Here is a 14,174-nt window from a genome sequence, read left to right as displayed (position 1 = left end):
CATGCAGCTCCCTCTCCCTTCAGGGAGAGGGCGGGGGAGAGGGCTGAGGCCTGCACAGCACTATCCGAGGAGCGGACCATTCGCGCAATCGTGGGCATGGGCCCGCTCCTACGCGGTGGCAGAATCCGTACCGTTTACGAACGGTCCGAATCGGTTCGCGAGCAAGCTCGCTCCTACAATGACGCTTCCTAGGCTGGGTGGACGCCCATGAAAGGAGTTATCCCCATGCACGACACCCTCGAACGCGTCTTCGGCTTCCGCCAGTTCCGCCCCGGCCAGGAGTCGGCGGTCAGCGCCGTGCTGGCCGGGCGCTCGGCGGCGGCGATCTTCCCCACCGGTTCGGGCAAGTCGCTGTGCTACCAGCTGCCGGCACTGCTGTTGCCGCACCTGACCCTGGTGGTTTCGCCGCTGCTGGCGCTGATGCAGGACCAACTCGCCTTCCTCGCCCGCCACGGCATTGCCGCCGCCAGCATCGACTCGGCGCAGAGCCGCGAGCAGACCGCGCAGACCATGGCGCGGGCGCGCAGCGGTGAGCTGAAGGTGCTGATGATTTCGGTGGAGCGCCTGAAGAACGAGCGCTTCCGTAACTTCATCAGTGAGGTGCCTATTTCCCTGCTGGTGGTGGACGAGGCGCACTGCATCTCCGAATGGGGCCACAACTTCCGCCCCGACTACCTGAAGCTGCCGGACTACCAGAAGCAGTTCCGCATTCCCCAGGTGCTGCTGCTCACTGCCACGGCGACGCCGGCGGTGATCGCCGACATGCGCGCGAAGTTCGCCATCGCCGAGGCGGATGTGATCACCACCGGCTTCTACCGCGCCAACCTCGACCTGCAGGTGGAGCCGGTGGCCAGTGCCGCCCGTCGCGCGCGGCTGGTGCAGTGGCTGGGCGAGCGCGCCGGGCAGCCGGCCATCGTCTACGTCACCCAGCAGAAGACCGCCGAGGAGGTCGCCGCGCACCTGGCCGAGCGCGGCATTCCGGCCTGCGCCTACCACGCCGGGATGGAACACCCGGAGCGCGAGGGCATCCAGCGGCGCTTCATGGAGGGTCGGCTGAACTGCATCGTCGCCACCATCGCCTTCGGCATGGGCATCGACAAGAGCGATATCCGCCAGGTGGTGCACTACGACCTGCCCAAGTCGCTGGAGAACTACAGCCAGGAGATCGGCCGCGCCGGGCGGGACGGCCAGCGCTCGGAATGCCTGGTGCTGGCCAATCGCGACAGCCTCAACGTGCTGGAGAACTTCGTCTACGGCGACACCCCCGAGCGCGACGGCATCCGCACTGTGCTGGAGGAAATCCGGCAAGCACCCAATGGCCAGTGGGAAACCATGCTGGTGCCGCTGTCGGACCAGTCGAACATCCGCCAGCTGCCGCTGAAAACGCTGCTGGTGCAGCTGGAACTGCGCGGCATCATCGCGCCGCGTTTCGCCTATTTCGCCGAATATCGCTACAAACTGAATATCGATTCCGCCGAACTGCTCAACCATTTCGAAGGCGAGCGGCGGCAGTTCGTCGATGCCATCCTCAGTACCTCGGCTCGGGCGCGAACCTGGGCGACCCTGGATTTCGACACCCTGTACAGCCGCCATGGCGCCGAGCGCGCGCGGGTGGTGAAGGCGCTGGACTACTTCCAGGAGCGCGGCTGGGTGGAGCTGGAAAGCAAGCAGATGACCGAAGTGTATTCGGTACGCGATGCCTCCTTCGCTGTGGATAAGTTGAGCGACGAGCTGCACCGCTACTTCAAGCGCCACGAAGAGAGCGAGATCGCCCGCATTGGCGCCATGCTCGAACTGCTGGGCAGCCCGGAGTGCCTGAGCTGGCGTCTGGCTCAGTACTTCGGCGACCAGCAGGCGCCCCGCCAGTGCGGGCACTGCTCGGTCTGCGCCGGCCACGTCGCCCGGTTGCCGGAACCTCCCGCGCTGCCGCCGCTGGATGGCCAGTCGCTGCACAATCGCTGCGCCGCCTTCCTGGAGAAGTACCGCAGCGCCCGTGGCCTGGAACCCAGCGCCGACTGCGTGACGCGTTTTCTGTGCGGCATCAGCGTGCCGGCCTTCACCCGCCTGCGCGCACGCACGCTGCCGGGGTACGCGACGCTGGAGGACTACCCCTACGCCCAGGTCCGCGACTGGGTGCAGGCGCAGCTGTAATCGCGTCGGCGCCACGCACGACTAAAGGTCGGCGTGGCCCCGGCTGGGCTCCTTGTAGGGTGACGGGACGCATTCCCGCCTAGACTCTCAGGGCGCGGTAACAAGGAGCCCATCGCATGTCCACCGAGCATCTGGATGTACTGATCATCGGCGCCGGCCTGTCCGGCATCGGCGCCGCCTGCCACCTGCAGAAGCAGTGCCCCGGCAAGTCCTACGCCATCCTCGAAGGCCGCGAGGCCATGGGCGGCACCTGGGACCTGTTCCGCTACCCGGGCATCCGGTCCGATTCGGACATGTACACCCTGGGCTACAACTTCAAGCCCTGGACCGATCCCAAGGCCATCGCAGACGGCCCGTCGATCCTCAACTACATCCGCGAGACCGCCCGCGAGTACCGCATCGAGGACAAGGTCCGCTACCGCCATCGCGTGCTCAAGGCCGATTGGGACAGCGCCAGCGCGCGCTGGAACCTCCTCGTGCAGCGCGGCGACGAGGCTGAACCGGTGCGCATGAGCGCGCAGTTCCTCTTCATGTGCACCGGCTATTACCGCTACGACGCCGGTTACACCCCGGATTTCGCTGGCCGCGAGAGCTTCACCGGGGAGGTCATCCACCCGCAGCTGTGGCCGGAAAACTTCGACTACAGCGGCAAGCGCATCGTGGTGATCGGCAGCGGCGCCACCGCCGTCACGCTGATCCCCTCGCTGACCGACAAGGCTGCCCACGTCACCATGCTGCAGCGCTCGCCGTCGTATGTGATCACCCTGCCGGCGAAAGACCCGATCTCCAACTTCCTGCGCAATTTCCTGCCGGAGAAGTGGGTGTATCGCCAGGCGCGGGCCCGCAACGTGACCATGCAGATGATTTTCTTCATGGCCTCCAAGGCGTTCCCCGGCGCCGTGCGCAAGCTCATGCTGAAGCTGGCCAACCTGCAGCTGGGCAAGGATTTCGACATGCGCCACTTCAGCCCGCGCTACAAGCCGTGGGACGAGCGCGTCTGCTGCGTGCCCGACGGCGACCTGTTCAAGGCACTGCGCCAGGGCCGCGCCTCGGTGGCCACCGATCACATCGAGCGCTTCACCGAGAAGGGCATCCTGCTCAAGTCCGGGCAGCTGCTGGAAGCGGACGTGATCGTCACCGCCACCGGGCTGGACCTGGTGATGTTCGGCGGCGCCGAGCTGGCCATCGACGGCAAGCCCTTCGACGTCACCCAGAGCATGGGCTACCGCGGCATCATGCTGCGCGACCTGCCCAACCTTGCCGCCATCGTCGGCTACACCAACGCCAGCTGGACGCTCAAGGCCGACCTCTCCAGCGAGTACTTCTGCCGCCTGATCAACCACCTCGACGCCATCGGCATGCGCCAGTGCACGCCGCGCCAGACCGACGGGTCGGTGAAGGAAGAACCCTTCCTCAACCTCAACTCCGGCTATATCCAGCGCGCCGCCGACCGCATGCCCAAGCAGGGCGACCGCACCCCGTGGAAGCTCTACCAGAACTACGCGCTGGACCTCGCCCTGCTGCGCTTCGGCAAGGTCGAGGACGGCTACCTGAGTTTCACTTCGCCCAGGCAGCGCCAGGCCACGGCGGCACCGGTGGAAGCGCTGGAGAGCTGACCGCCGCGACGGCGCCCGGGGTGGCGGGCGCCGTTCCATCGACGGTCTGGATAGACATTATCGATACGCCGCTCTGCAACGGGACGGTCTCTGGGATTACCATGCGCGCCATTCCCACCCATGCCCGCCAGAGGATTTTCCATGCTGATCGAAGACGCCATCCGCAGCCGCCGTTCCATCCGTGGTTTCGACACTTCCTATGTGATGAGCCGCGAGGAGAAGGACGACCTGCTGCAACAGGCGCTGCTCGCACCCACCTCCTTCAACCTGCAGCACGTGCGCCTGGTGGAAGTCAGCGATCCGCAGCTGCGCGCGCAGATCCGCCAAGCCGGCTGGAACCAGGTACAGATGACCGACGCCTCGATGCTGGTGATCGTCTGCGCGCAGGTCGACAGCTGGGAGAAGAACGCCGAGCGCGTGTGGGACGGCGCCCCGGCAGAAGTGAAGAACTACATGGTCGGCGCCATCGATGGCTACTACCGCGACAAGCCGCAGACCCAGCGCGACGAAGCCATGCGCAGCAGCGGGCTGGTGGCCCAGACCCTGATGCTCGCCGCCCGTGGCCGTGGCCTGGACAGCGTGCCGATGGTCGGCTTCGACTTCGACGCCGTGGGCAAGCTGATCAACCTGCCGGCCAACCATGTGATCGGCCTGATGATCGCCGTAGGCAAGCAGGCGGTGGAAGCCAAGCCGCGCATCGGTCGCCTGCCGCTGGATGAGACGATCGTTCGCGATCGCTTCTGATCCCCACGAAACGCGCCCTCGGGCGCGTTTTTCTTTGCTCTTCGTAGGATGGCGTGGAGCGGAGCGATACCCATCGTCTGTGCGCAGACAGCATGGGTATCGCTCCGCTCCACCCATCCTACGTAGTGCTTCCTGTTAGTCAGGCGCCGCTTCCACAATCCGCTCCACCAACCACTGCAACGCCGTATCCCGCTCGCGCTGGGCGAGGTACACCAGCTCCAGGTGGAACTGCCCCACATCGAACGGCAGCTCCAATACCTGCAACGGCAGCAGTCGGGCGAAATACGCCGCCAACCGCGTCGGCAGCACCGTGAGCAGATCCGTAGTCGCCACCAGGTGCGCCGCCTGCAGGTAGTTGGGCGTGGTGTAGGCGATCTGCCGCTTCAGCCCCTGGCTGGCCAGCCACTGGTCGACCATGCCCCTGGTCTGCCCGCCAGAAACCCACAGGTGGCGCTGGCCGAGAAAGGTCGGCAGGTCGATCCCTCCGTCCACCTGAGGGTGCCCGCGCCGGGCCAGCAGGCGCAGCGTCTCGCTGGCCCAGGGCCGACGCTGGAAGCGCGCCGGCAGTTCCTCGAAGCGCCCCAGCACCAGGTCCAGGTTGCCCTTGTCCAGCGACTCGGCGGGCAGCGTCGGCGTCAGGTGCTGGATGCTCAGCGCCATGCCGGGTGCCGCGCTGCCCAGACTTTCGAGCAGGTGCGGCATGCACAGCGCTTCCACATAGTCGGTCAGCGCCAGGGTGAAGCGCTGGCGGCTGCGCGCCGGGTCGAAGGTATCGCCGCCGGCCAGGCTCTGGCCGATGCGTTGCAGCGCGTCGCGGATCGGCGCTTCCAGCTCCAGCGCCCGCGGCGTCGGTTGCATCGCCCGGCCCACGCGCACCAGCAACGGGTCATCGAGTAGTTCGCGCAGGCGGTTCAGCGCGTTGCTCACCGCCGGCTGGCTCAGCGACAGGCGTTCCGCCGCGCGCGAGACGTTGCGCTCGCGCAGCAGCGCATCCAGCACCCGCAGCAGGTTGAGGTCGAAGGTGGTGATATTCATTGGCTGAATTCCACTTATCACAACTCAAAATTTCAAAAATAGTACCGCCTTCCCTAAGGTGAGTGGTCTTCAAACGAGCGTTTCAGGCTGACAAGAGGAACAACATGAGCCAGAACATCCGCATCGCCAGCGCCGCCGTGATCGGCGCCGGCACCATGGGCCGGGGCATTGCCATGTGCCTGGCGAACGCCGGCGTGCAGGTCCTGTGGCTGGACGATAATCCGCAGATGCTCACCCAGGCCCTCGGCGCCGTGGCCGACACCTACGCCCACAACGTACGCCAGGGCCGCATCGACGAGGCTGAAGCCGCCCGTCGCCGCGCGCGCATCTCCCAGGTGGCGAACTATGCAGCGATCCGCGAAGTGGACCTGGTGATCGAGGCGGTGTACGAGAACCTGGAGCTCAAGCAATCGATCTTCCGCGAGCTGGACGCGGCGCTGAAACCCTCGGCGATCCTGGCTTCCAACACCTCCTACCTGGACGTCGACGCCATTGCCGCGGTGACCTCGCGGCCATCCCAGGTGCTCGGCCTGCACTTCTTCAGCCCGGCACACATCATGAAGCTGCTGGAGATCGTCCGCGGCGCAAGGACCGCTCCCGCCGTGCTCGAAGCGGCGCTGGAGCTGGGCGAGCGCATGGGCAAGGTCAGCGTGGTGGCCGGCAACTGCCACGGCTTCATCGGCAACCGCATGCTGGAGAAGTACGTTCAGGAATCGCGCCGGCTGATCCTCGAAGGTTCGCTGCCACATCAGGTGGACGCGGCGATCCAGGGCTTCGGCTTCGCCATGGGGCCGTTCCGCATGTTCGACGTGGTCGGCATCGACCTTGAATGGCGCGCCCGCGAGCTGGCCGGCAAGGGCCAGGATGCGCCGACGGTGCAGGTGGACAACCGCCTCTGCGAGATGGGCCGCTTCGGGCAGAAGACCGGCAATGGCTTCTATCACTACGAACCGGGCAGCCGTCAGGCCGAGCACGACCCGGAAGTGGACGCGCTGGTCGTCCGCGAATCCGAGCGCCTGGGCTACCAGCGCCGCGACATCGGCGCTGAGGAAATCCTCGAGCGCTGCCTGCTGGCGCTGGTCAACGAAGGCGCGAAGATCCTCGACGAAGGCATCGCCTCCACCAGCGCCGACATCGACACCGTTTACCTCAATGGTTATGGCTTCCCGAAGGACAAGTCCGGCCCAATGGCCTGGGCCGATGCCCAGGGCCTGCAGAGCGTGCTGGCGCGCCTGCGTGACCTGGCCGGCGAGCATGGCGCGCACTGGCAGCCGGCCGCGCTGATCGAGCGCCTGGCCGCCGCCAATGGCCACTTCGCCGACGTGAAACAGGAGCACTGAAAATGAGTTACCAGGCACCCCTGCGCGACATGCGCTTCGTCCTCCACGAGCTGTTCGACGTCAGCGCCCACTGCGAGCTGCTGGGCAACGGCCTCGACCGCGAGCTGATCGACGGCGTGCTGGAAGAAGGCGCGCGCTACACCGGCGAAGTGGTCGCCCCGCTGAACCGCAACAGCGACGAGCAGGGCGCCACCCTGCAGGGTGGCGAAGTCACTACCCCGGACGGCTTCCGCGAGGCCTACCGGCAATACTGCGACAACGGCTGGGCGAGCATGACCGGCCCGACCGAGTTCGGCGGCCAGGGCTTCCCGCAGATGGTTGCAGCCAGCTTCCACGAGATGCTGATGGCCGCCTCGCTGTCCTTCCGCGTCTATTCCGGCCTCACCGAGGGCGCGGTGTTGGCGCTGTACAAGCATGGCGCGCCGGAGCTGCAGCGCGATTACCTGGCGAAGATGGTCAGCGGCGTGTGGACCGGCACCATGTGCCTCACCGAACCCCAGGCCGGCACCGACCTCGCCCTGCTGCGCACCCGTGCCGAACCGCAGGGGGACGGCAGCTACCGCGTCAGCGGCAGCAAGATCTTCATCAGTGGCGGCGAGCAGGACCTCTCCGAGAACATCGTCCACCTGGTGCTGGCGCGTCTGCCGGAGGCCCCGGCCGGGGTGAAGGGCATCAGCCTGTTCCTGGTGCCCAAGTTCATCGCCAACGCAGACGGCACGCCGGGCGCGCGCAATGCCCTGAGCTGCGGCGCCATCGAGCACAAGATGGGCATCAAGGGCGCGTCCACCTGCGTGATGAACTTCGACGGCGCCACCGGCTGGCTGATCGGCCAGGCCAACCAGGGCCTGGCATGCATGTTCACCATGATGAACGACGCGCGCTTCCAGGTCGGCCTGCAGGGGCTGGGCATCGCCGAGCGCTCCTGCCAGGGCGCCTTGGCCTACGCCCGCGAGCGCCTGCAATCGCGTGCACTGACCGGTGCGGCCGAGCCGACCAAGGCTGCCGACCCGATCATCGTCCACCCGGACGTTCGCCGCATGTTGCTGACACAGAAGACCCTCACCGAAGGTTGCCGGATGATCGCCGCGCTCTGCGCATGCGAGCTGGACCTGGAGCACGGCCACCCCGAGGCGGACGGTCGCAAGGCGGCGGGCAAGCGCGCCGCATTGCTGATCCCCATCGTGAAGTCGTTCTTCACCGACGTCGGCCAGGAGGTGTCCAGCCTCGGCGTGCAGGTCTACGGCGGCCACGGCTACATCCGCGAATGGGGCATGGAGCAGCTGATGCGCGACAGCCGCATCACGCAGATCTACGAAGGCACCAATGGCATCCAGGCGCTCGACCTGATCCGCCGCAAGCTGCTGGGCGATGGCGGCGCGGAGCTGAATGCGCTCATCGGCGAACTGGCGGCGGTCTGCGAAACCGTCGGCGCGCGCACCGAGCTGGCGGGCCTTGCGGAAACCGTGCGGCAACGGCTGCTGGAATGGCGCAGTCTCACCAGCGAAGTGATCGCCGCCTGCCAGCGCGACCCGCAGGAAATCGGCGCCACCTCGGTGGACTTCCTGCAGTACTGCTCCTACGTGCTGCTCGGCGGTCTCTGGCTGCAAGCCGCTGCTGTTGCACAGGCGAAGCTGGCAGCCGGCGAGGGCGACGCGGACTTCTACCGCGCCAAGCTCGCCAGCGCCGAGTTCTACGTCAAGCGCATCCTGCCGCGCGCCAGCATGCACCGCGAGGCCCTGCTGGGCGGCGCGGACTGCCTGATGGCGCTGGACGCCGAGCACTTCGCGTTCTGACCGCGCGGGCGGCTTCCCTGGGTGGAAGTCGCCCCCCTCAGGTGCTGCGCTGCTGGCCGCAGCGGGCACAGAAACGAGCCTCGGGAGCCAGGCTGCCGCCGCAGGCGGAGCACAGGGTGGGCTTCTGCGAGACACCACAGCGCTGGCAATACAGAGCGTCCAGTGCAATGGTCGCCTGGCATTGAGCGCAGGTGGTCATCGGTGCCGCCGCTGGCCGTGGCGGCGCTTCCCGCCAGTCCGGCGCGTCGTAGTTCCCGTGGCCGCCACCGTGACGACCGCCATAGCCGCCGCGGCCGTGATGGCCACCCATCATCAAACGTTCGAGCCAACCCATGATGTACCTCCAGTTTCCCGTCGCGGGGTGGAGATATTGGACGGCCTGTAGTTGCTACAGGGTCAAGGGTGGGGAGTGTGAGCGGAGGTTTCGTTGAGCGCTGGGGCTTTTCTGTGAGTTCGGCGCTGGGCGTTCCCTCGCCCCAGCCCTCTCCCTGAAGGGAGAGGGAGCTTTTCGTGCACACCTGCAAGCGCCGTGTCAGCCGGCGGCTGCCAAGCTGAAAATAGCGCCAGACCAGTCCCCTCTCCCTTCAGGGAGAGGGTTAGGGAGAGGGGCTCCTGTTCCTTGAAGAAAGCCTCAGGCCCGCTCCCAAACCTCGAACGCATAGGCCGGTGTCTCGCCTTCCGCGTCGTGCTCGATACTCGACGCCAGATGCCACTGGCTTTCGCTCACTTCGGGGAAGTGCGCATCCCCGTCCGGGCTCAGGCCCACGCGGGTCAGGTACAGGCGCTCGGCACGGCCCAGCGCTTCGCCATACAACTGCGCGCCGCCGATCAGCATCAGCTCGTCGGCTTCCTCTTCCCTGGCCCATTGCTCGGCGCGCTCCAGGGCGGCGTCGAGGCTGGTGAAGACTTCCGCGCCTTCGAGCTTCAGGCCCGCCTGGCGGGTGACCACGATGTTCAGCCGGCCCGGCAGCGGGCGGCCGAGGGAGTCCCAGGTCTTGCGGCCCATGATCACCGGTTTGCCCAGGGTCATGGCCTTGAAGTGCTTGAGGTCCTGCGGCAGGTGCCAGGGCAGGCGGTTGTCGACGCCGATCACGCGGTTCTCGGCAAGGGCGGCGATCATCGCCAGGGGCAGTTGGGCCATCTCGACTCCAGTGGTGAACATCAGCGGGAACTCCCGGTGCCAGAGGATACCAGCCGCTCGCCGTCGGCGGGGCCGGCGGGTGGCGGAACGCGCATGAAGAAGGTGCCGTCCTCGTTGACCTGGGTGATGCCGGTCGCCAGCACCTTGCGATAGTCCTTGAGGTTGAACGCCAGCGTCTGGTCCGGGCGCTCGGCCTTGAGCAGCACCTGGGAATAGGTGATGAGGATTTCGAAAATCTTCAGGTCGCCCGACTGCAGCCAGATGTAGGACTGCCCGGCCTGGCGCGGCGGCTCGAAGGCCAGCGCGGCGGCGCCGTCCTTGGGCGCGAACTTCAGGTGCAGGCCTTTGGCGTCCAGCCAGCTGGATTCCACGCGACCATCAATGCCCACCAGCGGGAAGACCTGGTGGTAGTTCAGGTGCATCACGTTGTCCTTGAGCACCGCGCCGGGCCGCTCCAGGCTCACCAGCGAATCCAGGCGCAGGCCGACCAGGCTCATGGCGCCGTAGCTGGGCACGCCGAGCACCTTCACGCTGTCGGGCTGGTAGTCGAGGTTGTCGCCGTCGAGCTTCACCGTGCCGGAGAGCTTGAGCGGCAGCCAGGGCCCGACCCCCAGCGGTTGCACTTCGCCGGAGACCAGCAGGCGGTCACCTTCGACGCTCAGCTTGAAGTCGCGCAGCATGGTTTCCGGGTAGGCGAGGATGTGCTGGTTGAACAGGCTGCCGAGCTGCTCGGGGCTGAGGATCACCTCGCCCTCGGAGACGTTGATGCGCATGTCCTGCGGGCGGTCGAAGTCGATCGGCTCGCCGGCCCTGAGCGGCACCAGCCAACCCTTGAGCTGCGGGCTGTGGAAGCCGATGTCGCCCTGGAAGTACATGTCCACGTTATTGAGCAGGATGCCCACGCCGTCCTGGCCGGAGTCGCGCAGGCCGCCCGGCCGGCTGGCCTTGAAGTCCGGCGCCGGCGGCGTCTGTTGGAACCAGCCCTGGCGCAGCACGCCCAGTTCGCGCTGCTGCTTGTCGATGGCGCTCTCGGCGGCGGCCTGGCCAGCCAGCGCGAGGCAGAGCAGGGAGGCGAGGAGGGTTCTCATAGGGCTTTCTCCTCCGGGGCGGGCGCTTTAACCGGCGAGACGGCGATGTGCACCATGCCGTCCTCGCGCAGGCGGATTTCGCCGTACTGCAGCTGGCGGCGGTAGTCGTAGAGGTTGAACAGCAGCGGCGCGTCGGGGCTCAGGCTGGTGAACAGCGCGTAGGCCTTCACCAGGATGGTCCGCGCCATCTTGATATCGCCGCCCTCGATGAACATGTAGCTCTGCGGCGCCTTGAGCTGCGGCCATTTGAGGTCGGCCAGGTCGCTGCCCAGCAGCAGGTCCATGCCGCCGTCGGCGAGTTTCAGGCGGCTGACGGTGAAGTCCAGGCGCGGCGGCGGGAACAGGCCGTCGAGGTCGACCAGGATGCGGTTGCCGATCAGCTGCATGTGTGCGGTGTGCAATTGCAGCACCTCGGACATCTCGATGGAGGCGGCGGTCAGCGACGGCGTGACGTCCACCCCGTCGACGAAGATCCGCTGCGGCACCAGCGCCACCTTCAGCGGCGCGGCCTGCTCGATCCCGGTGACCATCCGCAGCGGCCGCCAGCGGCCCTTGCGCAGCAGCTCGCCGTGGACCTCCTGGCCATCGGCGCGGGTGCTGAGCTTGAGATTGCGCACCGGTGCGTTGGCGTTGCGCAGCTCCTCGTTGAGCAGGCTGGCCAGGGTGGCGTCGGCGACGAAGATATCCCCGGCCTGGATGCGCGCGACCATGGATTTTGGATCGTCGAGCATCAACGGCGTACCGCTGCCGGCCACCGGACTCATCTGGATCAGCATCCGGCGGATGAAGAAACCGATGTCGTCGTGCAGGCGGAAGTCGGTGTGGCTGATCCACAGTTGCGAGGTGTTGCTGTCGGACTGCCGGGCGCTGACATTGGCGTCCAGCACACGCGGCGGCACAGCCTGCATCAGCGGGGTGTCCGGGCCCCAGGCGGAGGGGCGCACCGACGGCGTTTCCACGGCGGCCACGGTGGCGGCGGCCAGCAGCAGGGGCAAGGCACTGAGCATCGAGCGCAGCATGGCAAGGCCTCATTGTTGTAGTTATCCCCTGAGTCTGAGGCTGGCCGCGCGCGGCGAGAGCCCCTCCTTGGTTTGGTTGACGCCACCGGGTGTTACCGGCGGTGCCGGGACGCGGCGGCGAGCAGCGGTTATCCTTGGGGCCGAGTACCGATTGTCGGAGACCCCGTGAGCGAAACCCCCGCTTCCGCCCTCGAATCCCTGTGGCTGTGCGAGGCCGTGCGCCTCCGCGAAGAGCAGGTCGGCCCGCTGGAAGACAGCGAAGCCAATCGCCGCGCCATCGTCAGCGGTGGCGACCTCGCACACCGCCTGCAGAACCGCGCGCAGCTGCTCGCCGAGCGCGACGGTCAGCGCGACGCACTGCGCACCTGGGTACAGGGCTCGCGCCTGGCCCTTTACCTGCTGCTGGCGCTGGCGTTGTTCACCGGCGGCGGCCTGGCCCTCGCCGCCCTTGGCGACGGCCTGCGCCCGGTGAATGTGTTCTGGGCCCTGGCCAGCCTGCTCGGCCTGCACCTGATTACCCTGACGGGCTGGACGCTGGCGTTCTTCGCTGGCGGCGAGGCCGCCGGTGCGCTCGGCCGCCTGTGGTTGTGGCTGAGCGGCAAGTTCGCCCGCGACGCCCATGCCGCCCAGCTGGCTCCCGCGCTGCTGGTGCTGCTGGACCGACAGAAGCTCACCCGTTGGGCGCTCGGCCTGCTGGTCCATGGCCTCTGGCTGGTGGCGTTGGGCAGCGCGCTCGGCGTGATGCTGGCGCTGCTGGCGACGCGGCGCTACGGCTTCGTCTGGGAGACCACCATCCTCGGCGGCGACACCTTCATCGCCTTGACCCACGGCCTCGGCGCGTTGCCCTCGCTGCTCGGCTTCCCGCAGCCGGATTCCGAGCTGGTGCGCGCCAGCGGCGATGCCCTGGTGGCCAGCGAGAACGCGCGCCACGCCTGGGCCGGCTGGCTGGTGGGCATCCTCCTGGTGTACGGGGTGCTGCTGCGCGGCGCGCTCTGGCTGCTCTGCCTGTGGCGCTGGAAGCGCGGGCGCGCGCAGTTGGCGCTGGATGTCTCGCTGCCTGGCTATGCGCTGCTGCGCGAAAGGTTGATGCCGGCCAGCGAGCGCCTGGGTGTCAGCGATGCCGCGCCGGACGAACTGGTCGAACCGCAGGCGCAGGCCCCGGCGACCACCGCCGACGGTGCCGTGCTGGTGTCCATCGAACTGCTGGACCGGCCCAACTGGCCGCCGAAGCTGGCGCAAGGCATCGCCAACGCCGGCGACCTCGACGATGGCGCCCAACGCCGCCGCCTGCTGGAACAACTCACCCGCTACCCGCCGGCGCGCCTGGTGATCGCCTGCGACCCGCGCCGCTCGCCGGATCGCGGCACTCTGGCGTTGATCGCCGAACTGTCGCGCTGTGCAGCGGCCACCCGCGTCTGGCTGCTGCAGGCGCCTACCGGCGAGGCGCTGGATGCCGAACGCCTGGGCGACTGGCACGCCGGCATCGAGCGCCTGCAATTGCCGCATACCTCGGCGTCGCCACTGGGCTGGCTGGAGACCGGGCATGACTGATGCGCTGAAACTGGCCGTGGTCGGCCACACCAACGTCGGCAAGACCTCCCTGCTGCGCACCCTGACCCGCGACGTGGGCTTCGGCGAGGTATCCCATCGCCCCAGCACCACGCGGCATGTGGAGGGTGCACGGCTGTCGGTGGACGGCGAACCGCTGCTGGAACTCTACGACACGCCGGGCCTGGAAGACGCCATCGCCCTGCGCGATTTCCTCGATGGCCTGGAGCGCCCCGGCGAGCGCCTGGACGGCCCGGAAAAGCTGCGCCGCTTCCTCGAGGGCAGCGAAGCCCGCGGCCGCTTCGAGCAGGAAGCCAAGGTGCTGCGCCAGTTGCTGGCTTCCGATGCCGGTCTCTACGTCATCGACGCCCGCGAGCCGGTGCTGGCCAAGTATCGCGACGAACTGGCAGTCCTTGCTGCCTGCGCGCGGCCATTGCTGCCAGTGCTGAATTTCGTTGCCAGCCCACAGCACCGTGAGGAGCAGTGGCGCGAGGCGCTGTCCCGTCTCGGCCTGCACGCGCTGGTGCGGTTCGACAGCGTCGCACCGCCGCTGGATGGCGAGCGGCGTCTCTACGAAAGCCTGGCGCTGTTGCTGGAGCGTGCGCGGCCGCAGCTGGACCGTCTGGTGGCCGATCACGAAGCCCAGGCCGTCGCCCGCCGCGAGGCCGGGGCGCGGCTGATCGCCGAACTGCTGGTGGA

The 14,174-nt window shown here is 67.6% G+C and carries 12 protein-coding genes; 7 read left to right on the top strand and 5 right to left on the bottom strand.

What is annotated here, in order from left to right:
- The first annotated feature begins 225 nt into the window (after positions 1–225).
- From ACCC94_RS09140 to ACCC94_RS09130, 3 genes are all read left to right on the top strand, one after another.
- Positions 226–2,151, top strand: a complete 1,926-nt coding sequence (locus ACCC94_RS09140; RefSeq protein ID WP_413349052.1) for an ATP-dependent DNA helicase RecQ — start codon at positions 226–228, stop codon at positions 2,149–2,151.
- A 116-nt stretch (positions 2,152–2,267) separates the two neighbouring features.
- A complete protein-coding gene (locus ACCC94_RS09135; protein ID WP_413349051.1) occupies positions 2,268–3,767 on the top strand; it encodes a flavin-containing monooxygenase in 1,500 nt (499 codons plus the stop codon).
- Positions 3,768–3,908: 141 nt separating this feature from the next.
- Positions 3,909–4,511 (top strand): nitroreductase family protein, encoded by a 603-nt coding sequence (locus tag ACCC94_RS09130; RefSeq protein ID WP_413349049.1) that lies wholly within the window; start codon positions 3,909–3,911, stop codon positions 4,509–4,511.
- A gap of 135 nt (positions 4,512–4,646) precedes the next feature.
- Here ACCC94_RS09130 and ACCC94_RS09125 read toward each other — a convergent pair whose 3' ends face one another.
- Complete coding sequence (locus ACCC94_RS09125; protein WP_413349048.1) at positions 4,647–5,546, bottom strand: LysR family transcriptional regulator; 900 nt, start codon at positions 5,544–5,546, stop codon at positions 4,647–4,649.
- Positions 5,547–5,650: 104 nt separating this feature from the next.
- Here ACCC94_RS09125 and ACCC94_RS09120 point away from each other — a divergent pair, with 104 nt between their 5' ends.
- On the top strand, positions 5,651–6,886 hold the full coding sequence (locus ACCC94_RS09120; RefSeq protein WP_413349047.1) for a 3-hydroxyacyl-CoA dehydrogenase NAD-binding domain-containing protein: 1,236 nt from the start codon (positions 5,651–5,653) through the stop codon (positions 6,884–6,886).
- Positions 6,887–6,888: 2 nt separating this feature from the next.
- Positions 6,889–8,679 (top strand): acyl-CoA dehydrogenase C-terminal domain-containing protein, encoded by a 1,791-nt coding sequence (locus ACCC94_RS09115; RefSeq protein ID WP_413349046.1) that lies wholly within the window; start codon positions 6,889–6,891, stop codon positions 8,677–8,679.
- Between the two features lie 37 nt (positions 8,680–8,716).
- Here the strand turns inward: ACCC94_RS09115 and ACCC94_RS09110 are convergent, their stop codons facing one another.
- The 4 genes from ACCC94_RS09110 to ACCC94_RS09095 all read right to left on the bottom strand — a co-directional run bounded on the left by ACCC94_RS09110 (position 8,717) and on the right by ACCC94_RS09095 (position 11,927).
- Entirely contained in the window at positions 8,717–9,013 is a 297-nt protein-coding gene (locus ACCC94_RS09110) for a zinc ribbon domain-containing protein (RefSeq protein ID WP_413349045.1), read from the bottom strand.
- A gap of 297 nt (positions 9,014–9,310) precedes the next feature.
- Positions 9,311–9,820, bottom strand: coding sequence for a dihydrofolate reductase (locus tag ACCC94_RS09105; RefSeq protein ID WP_413349076.1), 510 nt, complete (start codon positions 9,818–9,820; stop codon positions 9,311–9,313).
- 20 nt (positions 9,821–9,840) lie between these two features.
- Positions 9,841–10,908: a hypothetical protein gene (locus ACCC94_RS09100; RefSeq protein WP_413349043.1), complete on the bottom strand. Its 1,068-nt coding sequence runs from the start codon at positions 10,906–10,908 to the stop codon at positions 9,841–9,843.
- Complete coding sequence (locus tag ACCC94_RS09095; protein WP_413349042.1) at positions 10,905–11,927, bottom strand: hypothetical protein; 1,023 nt, start codon at positions 11,925–11,927, stop codon at positions 10,905–10,907. The genes ACCC94_RS09100 and ACCC94_RS09095 overlap by 4 nt, the downstream gene beginning before the upstream one ends.
- A gap of 165 nt (positions 11,928–12,092) precedes the next feature.
- Between ACCC94_RS09095 and ACCC94_RS09090 the strand changes: the two genes are divergently transcribed.
- Positions 12,093–13,478 carry a DUF2868 domain-containing protein gene (locus ACCC94_RS09090; protein WP_413349041.1) on the top strand — a complete coding sequence of 462 codons (1,386 nt, stop codon included), beginning with the start codon at positions 12,093–12,095 and terminating at the stop codon, positions 13,476–13,478.
- Positions 13,471–14,174: GTPase/DUF3482 domain-containing protein (locus ACCC94_RS09085; RefSeq protein WP_413349039.1), on the top strand; the 704-nt coding region annotated here is incomplete at its 3' end. The genes ACCC94_RS09090 and ACCC94_RS09085, both read left to right, overlap by 8 nt.

The sequence above is a fragment of the Pseudomonas sp. Pseusp97 genome (genome assembly GCF_047304025.1).
GTDB lineage: Bacteria > Pseudomonadota > Gammaproteobacteria > Pseudomonadales > Pseudomonadaceae > Pseudomonas.
Note: the sequence above shows the minus strand (reverse complement) of the source record. Positions and strands in the feature narration are given on the sequence as shown.